General features: G+C 40.5%; 17 protein-coding genes. 6 read left to right on the top strand and 11 right to left on the bottom strand.

The genetic code is table 11. The features are described from left to right. Positions 1-284: 284 nt before the first annotated feature. A complete protein-coding gene (locus tag N6A79_RS11155) occupies positions 285-707 on the bottom strand; it encodes a hypothetical protein (protein ID WP_268545991.1) in 423 nt (140 codons plus the stop codon). Positions 708-799: 92 nt separating this feature from the next. On the opposite strand from N6A79_RS11155, the gene pncA reads away from it, so the two are divergent. Together pncA and N6A79_RS11145 are read left to right on the top strand one after the other, a co-directional pair. After that, entirely contained in the window at positions 800-1408 is a 609-nt protein-coding gene (gene pncA / locus N6A79_RS11150; RefSeq protein WP_268545990.1) for a bifunctional nicotinamidase/pyrazinamidase, read from the top strand. Between the two features lie 165 nt (positions 1409-1573). Further along, positions 1574-2773 (top strand): alpha/beta hydrolase, encoded by a 1200-nt coding sequence (locus N6A79_RS11145; protein WP_268545989.1) that lies wholly within the window; start codon positions 1574-1576, stop codon positions 2771-2773. A 204-nt stretch (positions 2774-2977) separates the two neighbouring features. Here N6A79_RS11145 and N6A79_RS11140 read toward each other — a convergent pair whose 3' ends face one another. The 7 genes from N6A79_RS11140 to N6A79_RS11110 form a co-directional block, all read right to left on the bottom strand. After that, positions 2978-3544, bottom strand: a complete 567-nt coding sequence (locus N6A79_RS11140; protein WP_442784282.1) for a LolA family protein — start codon at positions 3542-3544, stop codon at positions 2978-2980. A 205-nt stretch (positions 3545-3749) separates the two neighbouring features. Next, entirely contained in the window at positions 3750-4397 is a 648-nt protein-coding gene (locus N6A79_RS11135; protein WP_268545987.1) for a LolA family protein, read from the bottom strand. 175 nt (positions 4398-4572) lie between these two features. Beyond that, entirely contained in the window at positions 4573-7086 is a 2514-nt protein-coding gene (locus tag N6A79_RS11130) for an FtsK/SpoIIIE family DNA translocase (RefSeq protein ID WP_268545986.1), read from the bottom strand. Positions 7087-7834: 748 nt separating this feature from the next. Then, positions 7835-8848 carry a small ribosomal subunit Rsm22 family protein gene (locus tag N6A79_RS11125; RefSeq protein WP_268545985.1) on the bottom strand — a complete coding sequence of 338 codons (1014 nt, stop codon included), beginning with the start codon at positions 8846-8848 and terminating at the stop codon, positions 7835-7837. A 50-nt stretch (positions 8849-8898) separates the two neighbouring features. Next, positions 8899-9531 carry a 5'-methylthioadenosine/S-adenosylhomocysteine nucleosidase gene (locus N6A79_RS11120; RefSeq protein ID WP_268545984.1) on the bottom strand — a complete coding sequence of 211 codons (633 nt, stop codon included), beginning with the start codon at positions 9529-9531 and terminating at the stop codon, positions 8899-8901. Continuing rightward, positions 9531-10817 (bottom strand): RsmB/NOP family class I SAM-dependent RNA methyltransferase, encoded by a 1287-nt coding sequence (locus tag N6A79_RS11115; RefSeq protein ID WP_268545983.1) that lies wholly within the window; start codon positions 10815-10817, stop codon positions 9531-9533. The genes N6A79_RS11120 and N6A79_RS11115 overlap by 1 nt, the downstream gene beginning before the upstream one ends. 274 nt (positions 10818-11091) lie before the next feature. Further along, positions 11092-12159: an NADH:flavin oxidoreductase/NADH oxidase gene (locus N6A79_RS11110; RefSeq protein WP_268545982.1), complete on the bottom strand. Its 1068-nt coding sequence runs from the start codon at positions 12157-12159 to the stop codon at positions 11092-11094. A 92-nt stretch (positions 12160-12251) separates the two neighbouring features. Between N6A79_RS11110 and N6A79_RS11105 the strand changes: the two genes are divergently transcribed. Beyond that, positions 12252-13148, top strand: coding sequence for a LysR family transcriptional regulator (locus N6A79_RS11105; RefSeq protein ID WP_268545981.1), 897 nt, complete (start codon positions 12252-12254; stop codon positions 13146-13148). 78 nt (positions 13149-13226) lie between these two features. Here the strand turns inward: N6A79_RS11105 and N6A79_RS11100 are convergent, their stop codons facing one another. Next, positions 13227-14231, bottom strand: coding sequence for a 2-hydroxyacid dehydrogenase (locus tag N6A79_RS11100; RefSeq protein WP_182417696.1), 1005 nt, complete (start codon positions 14229-14231; stop codon positions 13227-13229). Between the two features lie 344 nt (positions 14232-14575). On the opposite strand from N6A79_RS11100, the gene N6A79_RS11095 reads away from it, so the two are divergent. After that, the gene (locus N6A79_RS11095; RefSeq protein ID WP_182417695.1) at positions 14576-15091 is read left to right on the top strand and encodes an SH3 domain-containing protein; all 516 of its coding nucleotides are present in this window, start codon (positions 14576-14578) and stop codon (positions 15089-15091) included. A 105-nt stretch (positions 15092-15196) separates the two neighbouring features. On the opposite strand, the gene accD is transcribed toward N6A79_RS11095, so the two are convergent. Next, positions 15197-16102 (bottom strand): acetyl-CoA carboxylase, carboxyltransferase subunit beta, encoded by a 906-nt coding sequence (accD, locus tag N6A79_RS11090; protein WP_268545980.1) that lies wholly within the window; start codon positions 16100-16102, stop codon positions 15197-15199. 854 nt (positions 16103-16956) lie between these two features. Here accD and N6A79_RS11085 point away from each other — a divergent pair. Then, complete coding sequence (locus N6A79_RS11085; protein ID WP_268545979.1) at positions 16957-17565, top strand: YceI family protein; 609 nt, start codon at positions 16957-16959, stop codon at positions 17563-17565. A 79-nt stretch (positions 17566-17644) separates the two neighbouring features. On the opposite strand, the gene N6A79_RS11080 is transcribed toward N6A79_RS11085, so the two are convergent. Then, entirely contained in the window at positions 17645-18268 is a 624-nt protein-coding gene (locus N6A79_RS11080; RefSeq protein ID WP_268545978.1) for a hypothetical protein, read from the bottom strand. A gap of 522 nt (positions 18269-18790) precedes the next feature. Here N6A79_RS11080 and ileS point away from each other — a divergent pair. Continuing rightward, on the top strand, positions 18791-21712 hold the full coding sequence (gene ileS, locus N6A79_RS11075) for an isoleucine--tRNA ligase (protein ID WP_268545977.1): 2922 nt from the start codon (positions 18791-18793) through the stop codon (positions 21710-21712). Positions 21713-22049 lie beyond the last annotated feature (337 nt).

The following is a 22049-nucleotide window of genomic DNA, read 5'->3' as shown; positions in this document are numbered from 1 at the left end:
GAAAAAAACCACCGCCGGCATTTTTTAAATTAACCTTATCCCTCTCACCACATTTGGCTTTTAAATTGCAATTTCAAAAACTGCTGTAAAATTCCCCTTCCAGCCAGTTTCATGCAAAATATGCCGTATTTCTAATCAAGGCAGTTTATCAACAACAATATTGCAGTAAAAAACAAGTCCTTTTTTAACTAATAATTAACTTTACACAATAAATTTTGATTTCATATAAAAAAACTAGATTTGGTATAATCTTAGAGCTTTGCAATGCTAGGCGTTATTGGTTTTCAAAGAACTTCATCATTGTGAAAAGTGAAGCCGAAAAAATTAAGAGGATCTGCAATTAATATGCCTTTTAAGTTTTGACCATATGAATATTCTATTACCAATTTTTCAAAACGTTCTCGTTTAGTATAAATATCGTCAACTCTAACGGCATCTTCACATTTAAATAGATTCTCATGGATGGAAGAAAAGCAAAATTCGTCATCTTCGTCGATATCAAAGCAACATTCTATTTTTCCTTCAGCAACAACAATAGAAAGATCTTTTTCATTGATTGAAACTTTAAAGAGTTTATTGCCGCTTTTTATATAAAAAATATAATAATAAGGATGAAATTTTTTTACTCCATCCGTCTCATCAATAAAGCCGGTAACAAAACTTTTAGAAATTCCATTTCTTTTAATAAAATTCAAAATATTTTGCATTTGGTTTTACCTTTTTTTTAATATATAAAACACACTTATAAATTGGGCCATAAAATACAAGCTTTTTTTAAATTTTAAAAATGGGAAAATAGATGAGTGACAAGGCATTAATTGTTATTGATATACAAAATGATTTTTGCCCTGGTGGTGCATTAGCTGTTGCCCAAGGCGATGATATTATTGCGCCAGTTAATGAGCTTATCGCTTGCCATGATCATATTATTGTAACGCAGGATTGGCATCCTCAAAATCATTCAAGTTTTGCGTCACAGCATGATGGCTGTGACCCTTACCAAATTATTGAAATGCCCTATGGTAAACAAGTGCTTTGGCCAGATCATTGCATTCAAGGCAGTTATGGTGCCGATTTTCACCCTGACCTTCACTGGCAAAAAAGTGAGCTTTTATTGCGCAAAGGCTACAATGCTGCAATTGATAGCTATTCGGCATTTTTTGAAAATGATCATAAAACCCCAACTGGGCTAGCAGGCTACTTAACTGAGCGCCAGATAAAAAAAATATTGCTATGCGGTTTGGCCACAGATTTTTGTGTTGCATATTCAGCAATTGATGGTGTGCGTTCTGGTTTTGAGGTAAGTGTAGTTTTAACTGCTTGCCGTGCTATTGATCTAAATGGCTCGCTTGATCATGCAATTAAAGCAATGCAAAATAATGGTGTTGAACTATTATTGACCATATAGGATGTTGATATTGCGATAAATATGTCAACAGTCCTTAGGATTTTAAAACCTTCTTAATATTGCAACTTTTCACGTATATTGAAATTTTAAGGCCATTTGCCTTAGAAGCGTCTAAATTTTTGTGTCTTTGGCGTTTGATTTATTCAATAGATGGATTTACCAATCATGAAGTTTTTTGTTAGCCGTTTTTTATTACTGCTGGTATTTGGTGCTGTTTTAAGTGCCTGCACCGATGAACGTGCTATTCTTTGGCATGATAAAATGGCGACAGCTTCGTCAATTGCGGCATCTAAAGCTGCACTTATCCAACCCAAAAAACCAATTGCTGTTCAGCCGGTCTATGTTGCTACAAGTCGCGGTAAAGAAAATAATCTATATTTGCCTTTTGGTTCGAAACGTTCACCGCATTTAAATTTCGCACGTGTTGATGTTGGGATACCTGCAGCACACCAAAAAGGCGCCGTGGAAGCTAATGGTAATAAGCCAAACTCTGGTGAGCATTTTGCTGCCGTTGCTATGCAAACCTACAAAGATAGGCAAGATTTTAAAAGTGCTTTAAATAGTGCTTTAGCAAATTTGCCACAAAAAAATAAAGAAATTCTAGTTTTTATTCATGGTTACAATAATAACTTTGCTGAAAGTACATTTAGAGCCGCGCAAATTGCCTATGATTATCAATTAAATGCTGTAACTGTTCACTATGCATGGCCATCAGGTGGTGCCTTAGGGCTTTACGTCTTTGATCGAGACAGCGCCGATTATGCTCGTGATGGTCTTGTTGAATTATTGCAATTAGTATCAGAAACAAATGCTAAGCAGGTTAGTGTTGTTGCTCACTCGATGGGTAATTATGTGACTATGGAAGCATTGCGTACTCTTGCGCTTAAAAAGCAACGTGGACCAATCAACCGTATTTCTAATCTATTGCTTGCCGCACCTGATATTGATGTTGATGTTTTTCAAATGCAGCTAAAAGACATTAATGGATTGCCAAAATCAACCGCTGTTCAAGTCTCTAGCAACGATAAAGCACTTACAGTTTCAGGAACAATCACCGGTGGCCACGCTCGCGTTGGTGATGGGTCGGATATTGCAATGCTAAATAAAGCGGGAATTGCAGTTTTTGACATGTCAAATGTTGATGGTGGCTCGCATGCGGTGTTTGCGTCATCACCAACACTGATGGCACTGGTGCAAGATGGTGCGCTTTCCCATTCGGTCCTTAAAGGCGATGAAGACAATGATGATAATGCAGCATTTCTTGCGGACGGTAATTCAGTAATTAAAGGCGCGCGGTCTTTTGTGCAGGGAGCTGCATCATTGATACTTTATACGCCGGCGCGTATTTTAAACGTGGCAAATTAATACGCTATTTAACTAGAGCGCATTTCGATCTGATTAGATCAGATCGGCGCTCTAATCCATTGTCTGCACCGCGTTTTTTGTCCGAAAACCGCTTCACACTTTTTTAAAAACGCTCTAATCAAAAAAAGATAGCATAATGAGTTAAAAAAAAGCCTTTGCAAATCTAATGCAAAGGCTTTTGTATTATAAGATATTTAAGCTTTATTAGTTTCTATTACGCTTCATGGAAATGCGCTGATAATCTATTTTAAACATGCCATCAGCAAAGCGAACGCCGGTTTTTAATTCGGTGATTTGCACTGTTGTTTCTTGGTTTTGTCGATCAATCATGGTCCATTGTCTTAATTCGTAGGTCTTGGGGTCAAATATTAGCTTTAGCTTGCCGCCGCCCATGGTTTTATCGGCAATTTCCATCACGGCAACTTTATCATTGGTAGAAAATGCTAATAATTTACCGCCGCTTAAATCAATTTGATTATTAAGCAATAATTTCATTGGCGTTTGGTTAAGCTGATAAAGATCCCATGTATCAAGTTTTTTATTATGAATAACCACCGATTTGCCATCAGCAATCACGCGTATATCCGAGCCCTTATAGGTGAAGCGGATTTGTCCAGGGCGCTCCATGTAAAATGTGCCTTCGGTCATTTCACCTTTTGGACCAATTTGAATAAAATCACCGGTCATGGTTTTTATTGAAGCAAAGTGGTTAGCAATTTCTTGGGCTGTTACTTGTTGGCTTTGGGGCTGATTTTGGGCTTGCGCAAGCATTGGCGTAATTGAAACAGCGCTAAGAGCTAATGGCAAAGCAATAAAAGCAAGGCGTAATTTTTTCAATAATTTCATCTTCATCCTCTAAATTCTTGCTAAAGCCTTTTTGAGTGTTGTCGAATTTGAGCAATGAAATGCTTTGGTTATTTGCAAATGTTCAATGTCAAAAAAAATCGCAAAACCGATTATAAACTAGGCTTAGATTTTATTTTTCTGGTTTTTTCATAGCAATATTTTGATAATTAATTCTAAACATTCCGTCAGCAAAACGTACATTACTACGTAAATTGGTAATTTGCACAGTGGTTTCAAGATTTTGACGGTCTATCATAGTCCATTGTTTAAGCTCGTTGGTTTTTGCATCAAATATTAAACGCAGCTTACCACCACCCATGGTTTTATCAGTAATTTCCAAAGTGGCTGCATTTTTATCGCTTACGAAATTTAATAATTTGCCGCCGCTTAAATCTATTTTGCTGTCGAGCAGAAGTTTCATCGGTGTTTGGCTAAGCTGATATAGATCCCAAGTATCTAATTTTTTATTATTGATCACTACTGACTTGCCATCAGAAATGACACGGATTGGGGAATTTTTATAGGCAAAACGAATTTTACCGGGGCGTTCTAAGTAGAATGTGCCTTCGCTCATTTCGCCTTTGGGGCTAAATTGAACGAAATCGCCAGTCATTGTGGTTATGGCAGCAAAATGATCAGCAATTTTTTGTGCTGCAGCTTGTTTATTACCTGCTTGGCTTACGTTTGCAGCATTATTTTGCGCCAATAATGGCGATGTGGCAAAGCTGCTGAATAAGACGGCGATTAAACTTGTTTTTATGAGTTGGAAACCACGCATAGAATTACCTCATTGTTTTAAGGCAAGTATCTCATATTGCCAATTAATCAAAACTCTAACTATTGGCTATGGCTGTTTCATGGCGCAAATCTGTTGACTTCGCGATTTTTCCATTTCATTTAAACATAAAAACCGTGTGATTGCGGTCTTTATGGTGTTTTATGAAATCATCTTTTTAATAATTTTCATTGCCGTCTTCTAACAATATTTCTCGTTTGCCGGCATGGTTGGCAGGGCTAATAATGCCTTCCTCTTCCATGCGTTCAATGATAGAGGCCGCACGGTTGTAGCCAATGCCAAGGCGGCGCTGAATGTAGGATGTTGAGGCTTTCTTATCGCGAAGAACAATAGCAACGGCTTGATCATAGGGATCTTCACTATTGGCCATGTTACTATTATTGCTTGAATTATCACTTTCGTCATCGCCTTGGTCTTCCATGACAGCATCAAGATATTCTGGTGTGCCTTGGGTTTTAAGGTGATTTACAATGGTTTCCACTTCATGATCGCCGATAAATGGTCCATGTACGCGTTGAATGCGGCCGCCGCCCATCATAAACAGCATATCGCCTTGGCCCAATAATTGCTCGGCGCCTTGTTCGCCAAGTATTGTGCGACTGTCAATTTTAGAAGTAACCGAAAAGGAAATGCGGGTTGGGAAGTTGGCTTTAATCGTACCGGTAATAACATCAACGGACGGGCGCTGGGTTGCCATAACTACATGGATACCTGCAGCACGTGCCATTTGCGCTAAACGTTGTACCGCGCCTTCAATTTCTTTGCCGGCAACCATCATCAAGTCGGCCATTTCGTCAATGATAACCACAATATAGGGCATGGTTGTCATATCAAAATGTTCGGTTTCAAAAATCGGCTTGCCTGTTTCATTATCAAAGCCAGTTTGCACGGTGCGTGATAGGCTTTCGCCATTTTCTTTTGCCTTTTGCAAACGCTCATTAAAGCCGTCAATATTGCGCACGCCAAGTTTGGACATGTTGCGATAACGCTCTTCCATTTCGCGCACCGCCCATTTTAATGCCACAACAGCCTTTTTGGGGTCGGTTACAACCGGCGTTAGCAAATGCGGAATACCGTCATAGACTGACAATTCCAGCATTTTAGGGTCTACCATGATAAGGCGGCATTCTTGTGGTGTATGCTTATAAAGAAGTGACATAATCATGGTGTTAATAGCGACAGATTTACCCGAGCCAGTGGTACCTGCAACGAGCACATGGGGCATTTTGGCAAGATCTGCAATAACCGCATTGCCACCAATCGTTTTACCTAAGGCAAGGCCAAGCTTTGCTTTACTATCGAGATAATCACGGGTTTCAAAAATTTCACGCAAATAAACCGTTTCACGATGTTTGTTCGGTAATTCAATACCAATAGCATTGCGACCTGACACTACAGCAATACGGGCAGATATCGCACTCATATTGCGAGCAATATCATCGGCAAGGCTGATAATACGTGATGATTTCACCCCCGGCGCCGGCTCAAACTCATAAAGTGTAACCACAGGCCCCGGCCTTACATCAATGATTGCGCCCTTTACCCCAAAATCTTCTAAAACGCGGGCAAGAAGTTCGGCATTTTGCGCCAATTGATCTTTGGAAAGCGAAGCATCTTTAAAGGTTTCTTTTGGTTCGGCTAAGAACTCTAGATGAGGCAATTCAAAGCCATTGCTAGTGGTTTTTTTGGCAATGTTACTTTGCCGACCTGTATCTTGCTTGCGATCTGCGGCGCGGCTTTGCCGCGTTTCTATCGCCACGCGCTCATTATTGTTGGGCATTGCATTATGATCGCCACGCTCGTCAATGTCTTGGCTAAAGTTTGGCTCAACACGTTGGTTCGATGTTGTGGTTTGTCTTGCTGTGCGTATTTCCGTTTGCTTGTTTGATGGCTTACGCTGCTCTTTTAAGGCAAATTTTTCGGCGCGCTTTGCTTTGATGCGTGCAAAAAATGCTGATACGCGCATGAATAGATGCATGGTCAAACCAAACATTGTCACAAAGATGCCCGCGCGCGGCGCATCTTCATAATCTTCAACGCGGTTGGATCGTTTAACTTCTGCCAATTTTTGGCGCTTTTTAGCTTTATTGCGCCCAATCACTGCGCCAGCATAGGCAGCAGTTATCAAAGCAAGGGGGGTAAAAACAATAGCAATAACAATATCGCGTAATGTTTTGGGCATGAAGGACAGTAATTGGTCAAAAAAGCCTAAAAACTTATCACCAACAACGCCGCCGAGGCCCATTGGCATAGGCCAACCTGCAATAGGAGGAATAGTTGCAATAGCGGTTGCAAAGAAAATGCCTGAAAGCCCCCATAGAATGATGCGGGTTATGGGCTTTGGAATATCGCGTTGCATCAGTAATAAAATTGCCCAAAAAAATGGTGGCAATAAATTAACCGGAGCTGCAAGGCCAAAAAACTGCAAGGCAATATCCGCATAGGCTGCGCCCCAAAAACCAAGCTGGTTGGTAACGGGGTTATTATTGGCAAAGCTTAATGATGGGTCGGCAAAATTCCAAGTAGCAAGAGCGGTGCCAGCAAGACCAATTAAAATAAGTAGGCCAAGACCTAAAAATGTACCAAGCTGACGAAAAAGCACATGGCTAAAGCGTGGTGCTTGATAGTCGTCTTCATCTGGTAAATTATAAGCAGAGTGCCCTTGTCTCATTTTAAAATCCTAAATGCGATCCAACCTAAAACGGTTTTAATTTTGGAAATTATAGCAAGCGAGAGTTAAGGGCAAATTAACCTAAAGTTGCGGACCAACAATTAAATTGGATTAGAAAAGACAAGAATTGTGCTTTGCAACGAATAATTTTATGCAGCTTAATCTTTTATTATTCGCGGCTTTGGGGTAAAATAAACGGCAAAACCATATCTATCCATTGGATTTCACGGGAAAATTTTAGTTTTTTTGTTCGTGAAATAATGCGTTTAAATGGTTTTTTGGTGAAACGGTTTGAACACATACGCCGTAACAATTAGCCAATAAAAAAATAGAAATGATGGTTTCAAAAGAAAAACCTTTAAATATCTCCCGAACAAAAAACTATTTTTCGCAATTAGGATTATCTAGCCATCTTTTCGCATTTAACTCTCTTGGAAATGGAATGTGTCATTGTATCACTTATAATTATTTACCGAAAGAAGATTGGGCTGTTTTTTTATAGTGAGAGAGGAAATCGATATGACGTTAAAGAATTCGCTAATGAAGATGATGCATGTAGATATTTAATCGATACCGTCATTTCTTCTTTTTTGCACCAGATAAATACTTCAGAAGAAAGTCGCAAAAATGGAAAATTTATATTTTCTGATGAGTTCCCTTAGGGATATAAACTAATTATTATTGATGGTCTCACAAAAATTATTGTGTTTTTTAAGATTAAATCCGCAGCCGATATTGTTGAATGTAATCAACCGCTCTTTAAGGCATCGCCCCATTCAAGGCGGCGCGCCTGTTTAAATAAATCACCGTCACGGCGCGTAATTTGGCGTATTTCAACATTGCCTTTATCAGTGCAAAGCTTAAAAGCAAAGCGGCCACTGCTTTTTTGTGGATGGCTTAAAATACGCGCTTCAATCGGTTGTGGTGCAAAACGCGACGCAACAAGATAGCAAAATTTTTCGTCTTCATAAGGGACTTCTGCTTTCTTGGTAAGGCGATGAAGTTTTGAGCGTGCGAGGCGCACCGAAAAATGACACCAATCCTCTTGGGTTTTGCTGTCAATTTTTGCATTTAATTGCGTTAAAGGGCAGGGGGCTAAATGTGCGCAAGGGGCAGCGATAAAGGCGCCAAGCTTTTCAAGGTTTTGCCGCTGGCGTAAAATGCGTTTCCAACCTGCCGGCGTGCCGGGCTCAATAATCACCAATGCACCTGCACATTTTTGCCAAAGGCTGCTTATCAACCTATCTTGCTGTTCATCGTGCAATTCATCAAGAACAAAACCCAAGGTGACAAGGTCAGCAATTGGCAAAGCGTCAAGAGCTGCTTGTTTGCTTAAATCTTCATGGCACCATGTAACCGTTTGATTGGTATGGCTGGTTTTTTGGCATAATTGCTCGCCAATTTTTTGAATGTCGCCACTTTGCTCAAAAAGGCTTATATTTTCAAGGGTTTCAAAAACTTCGCGCGCCGCAAAAAATACTGTTCCGGGTCCAGAGCCCGCGTCAAGCATAGTTTTAGGGGCAAAATCTCCAAGCACAGCATAAGCTTCATCAAGCGCCTTATAGGCGGCGGCAAAGGTTGCCGGTAGCCGTGCAGCGATATAGGCTTTTGCCGCCATGGAATTATCAAGATGCATGCGACCATCGCGTGTTTCAGTACGATAACGCTGGCTCAATCGTTTTGAGGCATTGCTCAACTCGTTGATTGAAACATTGGCTAAAAGCTCTTCACCAGCTTGCCGCAAGTCTGCAGGTAGTTCCATTTGGGTTCAAACTCAATTTTAAAAATGAAATGGTTTTAAAATGAAATAGCTTAAGTTTTTGCAAGCACATTCAATAATTCATCGACGCAATTAGCCAGCTTTTCATCAATTATATGGAGATATAGCTGCCAATCGTCAATATGGTTGATTTCATGTTTGCCATCAGAAATACCGCGCAAACCAATAAGCGGCAGATTAAATTGTTGGCATGCCCGCAATACTGCATAGGTTTCCATGTCAACCATATCTGCATCAATCTCATTATAGGCACTGCCTGAAACAACATTACTGCCGGTTGATAGCCGAGCTTTTGGCAGGTTGTTTAAAAAGCATGGCAATTCTATTTCTTTTGGCAGGTCTAAAAATGGCGTTAAGCCTTTTTCAACGCCAAATGCGCTCGCATCAATATCGCGCCAAGAAACCGACGCTACTTGATAAACGCCTGTTTGATGCAAATTTTGTGCGCCGGCAGAGCCGAGAGAAATGACATAATCGGGTAGGCAATTTTGTGCGCTTAAGTTTGATAATGCAATGGCGGTATTTACGGCCGCTTCAACTGGCCCAACACCTATAAAAAGCGGGGTAAAAATCTGTTTTAGCTTTTCCCCATATTCAGCTTGAGCTGCCATGAGAAACAGAAATTTTTTACCCGCTTTTTCAGTTACAATTGCCTTTATTGCCATTATGCTTTCTTTTCAAGGACGCTGATATAAAATCCATCTGTCTGCGTGCTTTTAGGTGACAAAACAATACCATGCTTTGAAAAATGTGGCGCTGGGCTTTTGGCCGACATGCGCTTTTGCCATAGGTCTTGCATATCGATTTTTTTCAAATTGGGTTCACGTGCCAAAAGACTGGTTATTTGCTCATCATTTTCAGGCGCAAAAAGTGAGCAAGTAATATAAACAAGGCGGCCATTATCTTTGACAAACTCAAGGGCATTATCAAGCACTTGGCGTTGCTCTTCAACGCGGCGTTCTAGCTGTGTTTCAGTAAGGCGCCATTTCGCGTCTGGTCGACGGCGCCATGTGCCAGTACCTGTGCATGGTGCATCAACCAATACACAATCCATTTGGCCTTTTAATGGGGTTAATTCTTTTAGATTAGCATGGGCTTGGCTATTGCGCACGCCGGCACGGCGCAAGCGGTCAAAAATTGGCGCAAGACGGCTTTTTTCCGCGTCATATGCGTGAATTTGGCCACGATTATCCATTTGGGCGGCAAGGGCCATGGTTTTACCACCAGCGCCAGCGCAATAATCAAGAAGTTGTTCATGGCCGTTAGCATCAACCAAGTGAGCTGCAATTTGCGAGCCAAGGTCTTGCACTTCAAACCAACCTTTTTGGAAAGCCGGTTCAGCTTGCACATTTGGGTGGCGGCCTAGTCCTTCAATGGGGGCAATGCGAATTGCTTCATCATACCAGTCAACTGGCTGAGCATGTGTTTCTGCTAGCTCTTTCAACACGCGTTCGCGATTAGATTTTAAACTATTAACGCGCAAATCAAGTGGTGGGCGCTCGCCAAGGGCAGCGGCTTCTTTAATCCAATTAACGCCAAATAGGTCTTGGAAATAAGTTATAGACCATTGTGGAATATCAGCTTGTATATAATCGGCTGCATCAGCAATATTAGCATTTTGCCAATGGTTGCGTGTGTTTCCATCCAATTGTTCTGGCGCAAAACGGTCATCATGCAATGCTGCATCAAGGGTTGCAAAATTCATGCCGCCTTCGCTCATTAAAGCGCCAAAGGCTAATTTTTCAATACTATTATCGCCCATGCGATAAGCAATGGATAGACGGCGACGCAAAGCATCATAAACGATATTACCTATTGCAGCCCTGTCACCAGATCCTGCAAAGCGGTGGGAAAGTCCCCAATCTTTTAATGCGTCAGCTGCAGGACGTTTGCGTGTCTCAATATCTTTTAAAACTTCAATCGCTGCTTGAAGACGGCCGCCCAATCGCATTTTTTTATTCCTACCTTTATCAATGATGTGATGTTACTCGCATCACTGCTTTACGACTTACAAACTACGCATTTATAAAGCATTGCAGTTTATAATTTTTATTCATGCTTGCTATAATGAAAAAATGGAATAAGGGCAAGGGCTGAGAAATTGGTTATGGATATCCTTTTTGCTGTGTAAAGGGTTGAGTAAATAATACCTCCATAAGTGCTTTTTGTTACAATACAGTCAAGTATTCATGGCATTCATGGAGGCGTAGGTTTCAAAAAATATATTAAAAAGCGCGATTATAGGATTTTGGCACGAAATCTACAGGGCTAAAATCTGCACCTTTTTGATTATATTGGGCGTTTAATAGCCAATAGGGATCGCGTAATAAGCCTCTGCCGACCGCAATAAGATCAGCTGCATTGCTACTTAACACAAAATCAGCAACCTGCGGATCATCTAACATGCCAACCGCAATAACCGGAACGCCCGTTGCTTGTTTAACCGCATCTGCAAGATATACCTGATAACCAGCATGAAAAGTTGGTGTATGGTTGGGGTCTAATTTGCCGTCTCCGCCACCGCTCACATGAAGAACATCTGCGCCGGCTGCAACAAAACGTTTGGCAACTTGGCATCCATAATCAACATCAAATCCATTTTCGCCATATTCTTGTGCTGATATTCGTACAAAAAGGGGCATTTCAGCCGGCATAACCTCTTTTGCAGCTTTAATAACCCGCTCACCAAATAGCATTTTGTCTTTGCCATATTCATCATCGCGAAGATTCATTTTAGGCGAATAGAATTGATGAATGAGATAGCCATGGGCGCCATGCAATTCAATGGCATCAAAGCCAGCTTCAACAGCGCGTTTAACGCTATTGCGAAATGCTACCACTATTTCATCAATTTCATCAATACTCAATGCGTGGGGCATTTGATAAGACCATTTGCCATCCCCTGCGTCAGCACTTCCATCATATATCATGGCTGAAGATGAAACAACATTGGTTGTGCCAAGCGCTTTGCGTCCTGCATGGGCAATTTGGATGGCTATTTTTGCGCCTTGTTGATGGGCAGCATCAACAATTGGTTTAAATGCATCTCTTTGTTCATCATTCCATAAGCCTAGGCAATTAGGTGAAATACGCCCATTGGCGGCAACATTGGTCATTTCAACAATGATAAGTCCAACACCGCCAACAGCGCGCGATGCATAATGAATATGATGCCATTCATTAGGCATTCCATCCTGTGCTTGATATTGACACATGGGCGGCATAACGACGCGGTTTTTTAATTCAAGGTTTTTAATATTATATGCTGTATTGAGATAACGCAATTTTGCCATTTGAATTAATCCTAACTAAAAATAAATCTGCTTGAAGCCTATCCCAGCTGCTGTTATCAGTAAAATAAATGATTTGTATAATTGGTATAAATATGGATAATATCAAGACGCTTGATCTTAATTTATTAAAAGCTTTAAATGCACTTTTAGAAGAATGTAATGTTACAAAAGCAGCTAATAAATTATCGCTGACGCAACCTGCGGTGAGCAGCATGTTAAATCGATTGCGTGACAAATTTAATGACCCATTATTTGTGAGAAGTTCGCATGGCATCGTGCCGACCGACCGCGCCTTAAGCTTGGCAGCGCCTGTAAAGCAAATTTTGTCTGATATTGATAAGCTCGTTCAACCGGTGGTTTTTGATCCAGCATTTTTAGATGTAACCTTCAAAATTGCCGCCAATGATAATGATATGCAGGTGATTGGGCTTCCCTTTATTCTTGCATTAAAAAAAATTGCACCACGGGTAAATCTTTCTTTTATTTCTTACCACCATGTTGATGTGCAATCGATGTTGGCGCGTGGTGAACTAGATCTTATTTTAACCGACCCAAAAAATTCACCACCATTATTACGTAGTCGTATTATTTATCATGAGCGTTATGTTTGTTTGATGCGTAAAGATCACCCTATGGCGCAAAAACAAAAATTGACGCTTGATGAGTTTTGTTCACTTGAACATGTTTTGGTGTCGAATGATGGTGGGCAATTTTATGGCGTTAGCGATGAAGCATTGGCAAAAATTGGTCGTAAGCGCCGAGTGTCATTATCCGTAACCAGCTTTTTAATGTTACCTAGTATTTTGCAAAAAAGTGATTTTATAACCGTTGCACCCGAGCGACTGGCTAAAACCTTTACCAATTTAGCGTTGCTACCGCCACCTTTGGAGATTAGCGGCTATACAAAAATTATGGCATGGCATGAACGTAATCATCAAGATCAGATACAAAAATGGCTGCGCCAATTAATGCTACAGTCATTTTCGTAATAGCTAATGCGTTTTTTAGTGAATGTGATTTTCTGGCTTTTCAAATATCCAAATTGCCTGTTTTAATTGAAATTGGCGTTAAGCGCGGGTTGGCAGAATGCGGTCTGGCGGGCGATGATGATCGACAAATGCGCGGATATTGATAATGACTTTTTCGCCCATATCAATCCGGCTTTCAATAGTTGCTGAACCCATATGGGGTAGTAAAACCACCCGACCACCTTTGGCAAGCTCAAGCAAGCGTGGATTAATGGTGGGCTCATTTTCAAATACATCAAGACCAGCACCAGCTAAGTGATCATTTTCAATTGCGGTGATAAGTGCTTCTTCATCAATTAACTCACCACGCGCGGTATTAACAATATAAGCACTTTTTTGCATTGCTTTAAGTCGCTCGGCTGAAAGTAAATGGAATGTTGCAGGTGTTGATGGACAATTGATGGATACAATATCCATATTTTTGAGCATCTCGTCGAGATTTTCCCAATAGGTTGCACCTAAAGCATCTTCAATAGCGTTATTGGCGCGACGGCGATTATGATAATGAATGGAAAGTCCAAAAGCGCGTGCGCGTCTTGCAACGGCTGTACCAATGCGCCCCATGCCGATTATACCGAGTTTTTTACCCCAAATTCGCCGGCCTAGCATCCAATTTGGTGACCAACCGGGCCAAAAATTTCCAGATTTACTGTTTAAAACATTAGCACCCTCAACCAAACGCCGTGGCACTGAAAGAATAAGTGCCATAGTCATATCTGCGGTGTCTTCCGTTAAAACATTGGGGGTATTGGTAACAATAATACCACGGCTAGTGGCTGCAGCAACGTCAATATGATCAGTGCCATTACCAAAACTTGCGATAAGTTTTAATTGTGGTCCTGCTTTTGCAATTAATTCAGCGTCAATGCGATCATGAATCGTTGGAACCAAAATTTCCGCAATTTTTATTGCTTCAATCAATTGGCTTTTAGTCATTGCTTGGTCAGGCGCAAGACGGACGTCAAAAAGCTCTCCCATTCGCGTCTCAATCGGATCAGGTAATTTACGAGTTAAAACAACAAGTGGCTTTTTTTGATCGGTCATTCCGTATCCCAAATGTTTAAAGTAAAAAAATCTACAATTTAATCAACCTGTTAAGTTGAAAAGAACGTCCGTATATTTCAAAGATGCCTGTTAATAAAAACTAACAATAAACAAAGATCATATATTTTGCATTCTATTGACTGCTCATTAACCAGCTTGGCATATAGCTATGCGGATAATGAGATATGCTGACTGCATATTCTATTCAAATGTTTAGCATTTGCCAGTTTAAATGCAATAAAAATTTAATTGGAATGACAATGAGGTTGGTTGTGCAATTTTCTGCTATTTTGAGAACATCGCTTTTGATATTTGCGACCCTATTGGCTGGGGGCGGATTGGCTATGGCCCAAGATTCTGAAAGCCAAGATAATGGGGTGGTAAACGAAACCGCGCAAGTTGCGCCGACAAATCTTGGCAAAAATAGCCAATTACCAATTCCGCGCTTTGTTAGTTTGAAATTTGACAAAATCAATGTTCGTGTTGGTCCCGACTCAAATAAATATAAAATTGCCTGGGTTTACAAGAAAAAAGGGTTGCCTGTTGAAATCATAGCTGAGTATGATCAATGGCGCCGTATTCGTGATGCAAATGGTGAAACAGGCTGGGTAAATGGTGGGCAGCTTGATGGAAGGCGTACGGCCATGACTGCGCCTTGGGTTAAGGATGACCAATTATTTGTTATGCGAAAAACCCCTGATAACGAAGGCGCCTTGGTCGCAGAAGTGCAATCCGGCGTCATAGGCAATGTACGTGCTTGTGATGGCATGTGGTGCGAGATGGAAATCCATGGTTACCGTGGCTATTTAAAGCAAATGGACCTTTGGGGGGTGTATCCTGGTGAAGAAATCAAAAAATAAAGGAATAAAGGCGCTTTTGATAAGAACTAATATTTTTAAATAAAAGTGCTTTATATATTTTTCTCTATCCCCCTACTAATAGTGATAGGGGGATAAATTAAGCAATTATGCTGCAGGTTCCTTGACAGCTTCATCAATAATTGATTCGACTGGCTGCGGTGCAGGCATTTTCATCATCAAGCGCAAAAGACGGGCAATGGTTTCTTTTAAGTCAAGGCGGGAAACCACCATATCAACCATGCCGTGGTCTTTAAGATATTCAGCGCTTTGGAAGCCTTCAGGCAAAGTTTCACGGATTGTTTGCTGAATAACGCGGGCACCAGCAAAGCCAATTGTTGCACCTGGTTCAGCAATGTGGATATCGCCAAGCATTGCATAAGAGGCAGAAACGCCGCCAGTTGTTGGGTTAGTTAATACCACAATATAGGGAAGTTTTGCTTCTTTCATACGCTCTATCGCAACGGTGGTGCGTGGCATCTGCATTAAGGATAAAATTCCTTCTTGCATACGTGCGCCCCCCGATGCTGTAAATAGAACAAGTGGGCGATGTTCGGCGATAGCTGTTTCAAAAGCTTTTACAATTGCTTCGCCAGCTCCCATACCTAAAGATCCGCCCATAAAGGAAAAATCCTGAACGGTTGCAATGATTGGCAAACCTTCAATAGTGCCCCGTGCATTAACGATAGCATCATCCATGCCCGTGCGAGAACGATAATCTTTAAGACGGTCAATATAACGCTTTTCATCGCGAAATTTTAACGGGTCGGTCACAACCTTGGGGTTTTCCAAAGTTTCATAAATGCCATCATCCATAAAATGCTTTAAGCGATCCTTGACCGGAATACGCATATGATGACCAGAAGCGGGAATCACATATTGGTTTTCAACCAGATCCTTATGGAATACCATTTCACCGCTGATAGGATCTTTGATCCATAGGTTTTCAGGCATATCACGTCGACCCAACATTGAATTAATTTTGGGCCTAACAAAATTTGTAATCCAGTTCATCTCTTTAGGCTTTCCTTCCAGATCATTTTTGCGCAACTTAATCTAAAATGATCAATAAATTCTTATCAGCTGATTTTTGGCATTTTCTATGCCTTAATGGCAATATTAATATTTCTTATAAATACACAAAATGGCAAAAATGAAAAGCCTTGACGACAATCTTGATTAATAAGCAAAAAATACTAGTTTTTCTCTTCTTAGATTATATGTTGAAAAATTTTGATGTTTTGAAAAGTCTAGATGGGTAGGGTTTTGATATTGGCAGTAATCGACAATGAGTAATTCAAAGTAGGGCTCATTGATTTTACATCAGTAAAAAATAATTCAATGCAAAACAAGTATAAGATAAAAAGCCAAAAAAAAAGCCGGACAAAAGTCCGGCAAGTTATGAAGGTGCCATCTAGGGCAAAACCTTCAGAGGGGAACACTCAAGAAAATGCAATGGGAGGAGACAAATTCTTGAGACCTCTGAATATTGCTCTTTTTTTCATCACAATACAACTAACACTATAGCAAGGCAGATATGCATTTTTGCATGGCTTATAGATTTTAGGCATTATGCGTAATTACTCAGCAAAAATTGATTAAATAAGACGCGAAATTAGATTTATTTTCGATCGAAAATAATAATTGCTCAATTTTTGTGCAATTAGCTGTAGACGTTTTCCGGGGTAATAATTGGCGCCTAGTTTAATAATGCTATAGGTCATACTTCTATGCAGAATATTGGCAACGCAAATATATGTCTTCACTGTCAAAGAAATGGAAACAAGTCGTTACGATTTATCCACTTCACAAATGGTTCTATTGAGATACTTTAAGGACAAGTTATCATAAACCAAAAGGAATTTTTCATGCGCCTTATCAAGACCCTTGCTACTGTTGCTCTACTTGCTGTAAGCAGCAGCTTTGCACATGCTGCTTCAATTGAGGCTCCACAAGGCAATTATTCTTTGGATCCAAACCACACTAATTTGCTTTGGAGTGTTTCACACTTCGGTCTTTCAAATTATATTGCTCGCTTTGACAAGATTGAGGGTAACCTTGTTCTCGATCCATCAGATGTTTCAAAGTCAATTCTTGAAGTTACTGTTGATCCAGCTTCGGTTGATACCAATCACCAGTCAGAACCAAATAAGTTTAATGAAGAATTGGCTGGCGAAAAGTTTTTTGATGTTGCTCAGTATAAAACCATTACTTTCAAATCAACTGCGATTGAAGTAACTGGCGAAAAAACTGGCAAAGTAACTGGTGACTTGACATTCCATGGTGTAACCAAGCCTGTAACTTTGGATGTTACTTTTAATACAGCTCTTACTCCACATCCAATGACAAAAAAGGCAGCTCTCGGTTTTTCAGCTAAAGGCGTTATCAAGCGCTCTGAATTTGGTTTAAGCGCCATGGTGCCAATGGTTAGCGATGATGTAAATTTGGTTATTGAAACCGAATTCCATCAGCAATAATAGCTTAATCCGCCCTATGCTTTGCCATTTTGGCGCATAGGGCGGATTTTTATGAGCATCTTAAAATTCTGTTTTTAACTTATTTTTTATGCAGTCCGGCTGCAATAAGATCTTGTTTGCTGACATTGCCCTGTAAGGTGCAAGAAATACTGACAACATTTGTTTTTTTATTTTGTTCGATAATAAGCACTTTTTCAGCAACTTTTGGTTTTGGCATGGTTCCATGCAATGCAGCTCTGTTTGGCTGCCAGTTGCCATTCTTTCCAGTTTTTATCATCGGATTATAAATATAAATACCTCTATCTTGAATCAATTGATTATTTTTAGAGAGTAAAGAGATAATCTGTTTTAATGATTGTTTTGTTTCAAATCCCCAATAATAAAATTTGCCTTGTGGTCCAGAAATTCCAAGCTTCTTAAGCGAATCAAAGTCAGAATAATCAATCGTGAATTTATTGATTTTTATACCTTCAGGGGATGTATAATTTAAAGGTATGGATAAACTTCCCTTCGCTTCAATATTGGTTGTATTCAGTTGGCTTGTTATCCCTTTTAGGCTAGGTATATTTTTGATTTCCTTAAAAAAATTGCCGTCGCATTGCATTAATGCTTCAACTGCCGATTGAGGAGTTGTTTGGGCGTTTGCGCTACTCAATACGCTTAAAGATAAGAGTGCAAAAGCACTGGTCAAAATTTTCTTCATGAAGTCCAGCCTTGTTTTAAATAACCATATGGGCGTAAAATAATGTGCTATACCATTAGTTTAATGGATATTTCCTAATCTCAAAATCATAAAATAATGACTTTGTATTGCAATATCTTTTTAGTTGATTTTTGTGAAAATTAAATACCGTTACGATATAAAAGTCATTTGCATTTCTCTATAGCCTGTAAGGAAATGGCTTTTTTCTATAATTTTAGATAATTTTTGTTTTATTTCGATAAAGTCCGTTGTAAAAGGCATTTATGAAACATTATGGCAAAAATATATTTATAATATGTAGCAGACGAATTGAGGGGCGAATTAGTCGCCCGGCCTTTTATCTGACCAATTAGGTCATGGAAAGGTCCGGGGATTTTATGCCGTTTAATGGTGGGTAACCATTAATTAAAGTCAGCGCTATTGCGCTTTGTTGCCAATTCCAATTTGCCTATATTGATCATTTCAATATAATAAGCTCATTTCCAATTATATTGTCAAAAAGACAATCAGAAAGATTTTTCAATGACTGATACTAACCAGACAATTGATTATTCCACCACGTTATTTTTGCCAAAAACAGATTTTCCCATGCGCGCAAGCTTGCCGCAGCGTGAGCCAGAGATTTTGGCGAAATGGCAAGAAATGAATCTTTACAAAGTGTTGCGCGAAGAAGCAAAGGACCGTCCTCTATATGTTTTGCATGATGGCCCTCCTTATGCCAATGGCAATATTCATATCGGCCATGCGCTCAATAAAATTTTGAAAGATGTTATTACCCGTTCTTTTCAAATGCGTGGTTTTAATGCCAATTATGTCCCCGGTTGGGATTGCCATGGCTTGCCAATTGAATGGAAAATTGAAGAAAAATACCGCAATGCTGGTAAAAATAAAGACGATGTTCCAGTCAATGAATTTCGTCAAGAATGCCGCGAGTTTGCAGCTCAGTGGATTGGACTTCAATCAGAAGAATTTAAGCGCCTTGGTGTTATCGGTGATTTTGAACAGCCTTATACGACTATGGCTTTCCACGCCGAAGCGCGTATTGCCGGCGAATTGATGAAATTTGCTATGAGTGGCCAGCTTTATCGCGGCTCAAAGCCAGTTATGTGGTCAGTGGTTGAACGCACAACTTTGGCTGAAGCTGAAGTTGAATACCATAGCCATGTTTCTGATGCTATCTGGGTTAAATTTCCAGTTAAAGATACACAGGCAGAAGATCTTAAAGGCGCATTTGTTGTTATTTGGACAACGACACCTTGGACAATTCCAGGTAACCGCGCTGTTTCTTTTTCGTCAAAAATTGCCTATGGACTTTATGAGATTGTAGCGGCTGAAAATGATTTTGGGCCGCAAGTTGGTGAAAAAGTCATTTTTGCTAATAATCTTGCACAAGCCTGCGCAGAAAAAGCAAAGCTTGGTTTTAAAAAGTTGCGCGATGTCAATAGTGATGAACTTGACGCAACTCTCCTATTTCACCCATTGCACGGTTTTGGCGGCGGCTATGAATTTACTGTACCGCTTCTTGATGGCGATCACGTCACCGATGATGCAGGTACTGGTTTTGTGCATACAGCGCCAAGCCATGGTCGTGAAGATTTTGACATCTGGCTTTCATCAACCCGTAAATTGCAAAGTCTTGGCATTGATCCAAGTATTCCTTTCCCTGTTGATGATGGTGGTTTTTATACCGGTGACGCACCGGGCTTTGGCGCCGATCGTGAAGGTGGCGCAGCCCGTGTTATCGATGATAATGGCAAGATGGGGGACGCCAATAAATCAGTGATGGATGAGTTGATTGCCCGCAATCATCTTTTCGCTCGTGGCCGTATCACTCATGATTATCCCCATAGTTGGCGGTCCAAAAAGCCGGTTATTTATCGCAATACACCGCAATGGTTTGTCTATATGGACAAAGATCTTGGCGATGGCACAACATTGCGTAGCCGTGCCTTAAAGGCGGTTGAGGAAACACGTTTTGTGCCGCAAGCTGGGCAAAATCGCTTGCATGCGATGATGAAAGATCGCCCTGATTGGGTGTTATCGCGCCAACGTACATGGGGCGTACCAATTGCTATTTTCGCCAATGAAGACGGCGAGATCTTACTTGATGAAGCGGTGAATTCACGCATTCTAGAAGCCTTTGAAGTGGAAGGTGCAGACGCTTGGTTTAAAGAAGGTGCGCGTGAGCGTTTCCTTGGTAGCCGTGCAGGTGAACCTTGGCAGATGGTAAGTGACATTTTAGATGTGTGGTTTGATTCTGGTTCCACTCATACATTCACCTTGGAAGACCGTCCTGACCTTAAATGGCCTGCGGATCTTTATCTTGAAGGTTCAGATCAGCATCGCGGTTGGTTCCACTCATCAATGTTAGAAAGTTGTGCAACACGCGGCCGCGCGCCTTATAATGCCGTTCTAACCCATGGTTTTACCTTGGATGAAAAGGGCCGAAAAATGTCAAAAGCGGTTGGCAATGTTATTGCACCGCAGGAAATCATCAAACAATCTGGCGCTGATATTTTGCGTCTTTGGGTGATGAATACCGATTATTGGGAAGATCAACGCCTTGGGAAGAATACTTTCCAAACCAGTGTTGATTCTTATCGTAAATTGCGCAATGTTATGCGGTGGATGCTTGGTACTCTTGCCCATGATAGCGGCGAAGATGTTGCTTATGCGGATTTGCCAGAACTTGAAAAACTGATGCTTCATCGCCTTTATGAATTAGACGAAGTGGTGCGCACAGAATATAATGCTTTTGATTTTAAACGCATCAGTCGTGCTTTGCTTGATTTTTGTATTGTTGATCTATCGGCATTTTATTTTGATATCCGCAAAGATTCGCTTTATTGCGATGCTCCATCATCCATTCGCCGTAAGGCCGCCTTGCAAACCGTGCGCCATATTTTTGAACGTATTGTTACTTGGCTTGCTCCTATGTTGCCATTTACTTGTGAAGAAGCTTGGCTTGCCCATTATCCAAATGCAAAAACTGTGCATATTGAGCAATTTAGACAAACACCGGCAGAGTGGCGCAATGATGAAGTTTCTGAGCGTTGGCGTAAAGTGCGCCATGTGCGTAAAGCGATTACTGGTGCCTTAGAACTTGAACGTGCTGATAAGCGCATTGGTTCTTCGCTTGAAGCTGCACCAATTGTTTATATCAATGATGTTGAATTGTTGAAAGCAGTTGAGGGCCTTGATATGGCCGAAATTGCTATCACTAGTGATATTATGATCACCAATGCACCAGCACCTAGCGACGCATTTAGTATGGATGAAGTTGCCAATGTTGCCGTGTTGCCACAAAAAGCAACGGGCGTTAAATGCGCGCGTTCATGGCGCTATACGCAGGATGTTGGTAGTGATCCAGAATATCCAGATGTCTCAGGGCGCGATGCATTGGCATTGCGTGAGTTAAAAGAATTAGGTCTTTTGACTAACTAAATTAAGTACGTTGAAAGTTTAACCGCTTTCAACGTATTTTTGCCTTGCTGCTGCCTGAATTATGCATTAAGCGAAATTTAATCATATGCTCTTGATTTATGATTATGTGTCATGATGCAAGGATATATAGTGGGATTCAAGTGGACTAAGGATGCAAGTATATTAAAATCTTGCATTTTTTGTCTAAATTTGCGACACCTGCTTGTGATTTATTGATTGTAGGCATTATTTGTCAGCAATTTAAAATACCATTGATTACAGATTTCTGAAAAATTTAATGGTAGTTTAATCGGTAAATAATTGCTAGCATAGCTAAAATTACCGTAATTTTGATAGG

Source organism: Bartonella sp. HY761 (genome assembly GCF_026743145.1).
Classification (GTDB): Bacteria; Pseudomonadota; Alphaproteobacteria; order Rhizobiales; family Rhizobiaceae; genus HY038.
This window is presented reverse-complemented; position numbering and strand designations above follow the sequence as displayed.

Excerpts from the sequence above, each read along its gene's own strand:
- N6A79_RS11155 (WP_268545991.1), bottom strand. The coding sequence starts at position 707 with ATGCAAAATATTTTGAATTTTATTAAAAGAAATGGAATTTCTAAAAGT.
- pncA (WP_268545990.1), top strand. The coding sequence starts at position 800 with ATGAGTGACAAGGCATTAATTGTTATTGATATACAAAATGATTTTTGC.
- N6A79_RS11145 (WP_268545989.1), top strand. The coding sequence starts at position 1,574 with ATGAAGTTTTTTGTTAGCCGTTTTTTATTACTGCTGGTATTTGGTGCT.
- N6A79_RS11140 (WP_442784282.1), bottom strand. The coding sequence starts at position 3,544 with ATGCTTGCGCAAGCCCAAAATCAGCCCCAAAGCCAACAAGTAACAGCC.
- N6A79_RS11135 (WP_268545987.1), bottom strand. The coding sequence starts at position 4,397 with ATGCGTGGTTTCCAACTCATAAAAACAAGTTTAATCGCCGTCTTATTC.
- N6A79_RS11130 (WP_268545986.1), bottom strand. The coding sequence starts at position 7,086 with ATGAGACAAGGGCACTCTGCTTATAATTTACCAGATGAAGACGACTAT.
- N6A79_RS11125 (WP_268545985.1), bottom strand. The coding sequence starts at position 8,848 with ATGGAACTACCTGCAGACTTGCGGCAAGCTGGTGAAGAGCTTTTAGCC.
- N6A79_RS11120 (WP_268545984.1), bottom strand. The coding sequence starts at position 9,531 with ATGGCAATAAAGGCAATTGTAACTGAAAAAGCGGGTAAAAAATTTCTG.
- N6A79_RS11115 (WP_268545983.1), bottom strand. The coding sequence starts at position 10,817 with ATGCGATTGGGCGGCCGTCTTCAAGCAGCGATTGAAGTTTTAAAAGAT.
- N6A79_RS11110 (WP_268545982.1), bottom strand. The coding sequence starts at position 12,159 with ATGGCAAAATTGCGTTATCTCAATACAGCATATAATATTAAAAACCTT.
- N6A79_RS11105 (WP_268545981.1), top strand. The coding sequence starts at position 12,252 with ATGGATAATATCAAGACGCTTGATCTTAATTTATTAAAAGCTTTAAAT.
- N6A79_RS11100 (WP_182417696.1), bottom strand. The coding sequence starts at position 14,231 with ATGACCGATCAAAAAAAGCCACTTGTTGTTTTAACTCGTAAATTACCT.
- N6A79_RS11095 (WP_182417695.1), top strand. The coding sequence starts at position 14,576 with ATGGCCCAAGATTCTGAAAGCCAAGATAATGGGGTGGTAAACGAAACC.
- accD (WP_268545980.1), bottom strand. The coding sequence starts at position 16,102 with ATGAACTGGATTACAAATTTTGTTAGGCCCAAAATTAATTCAATGTTG.
- N6A79_RS11085 (WP_268545979.1), top strand. The coding sequence starts at position 16,957 with ATGCGCCTTATCAAGACCCTTGCTACTGTTGCTCTACTTGCTGTAAGC.
- N6A79_RS11080 (WP_268545978.1), bottom strand. The coding sequence starts at position 18,268 with ATGAAGAAAATTTTGACCAGTGCTTTTGCACTCTTATCTTTAAGCGTA.
- ileS (WP_268545977.1), top strand. The coding sequence starts at position 18,791 with ATGACTGATACTAACCAGACAATTGATTATTCCACCACGTTATTTTTG.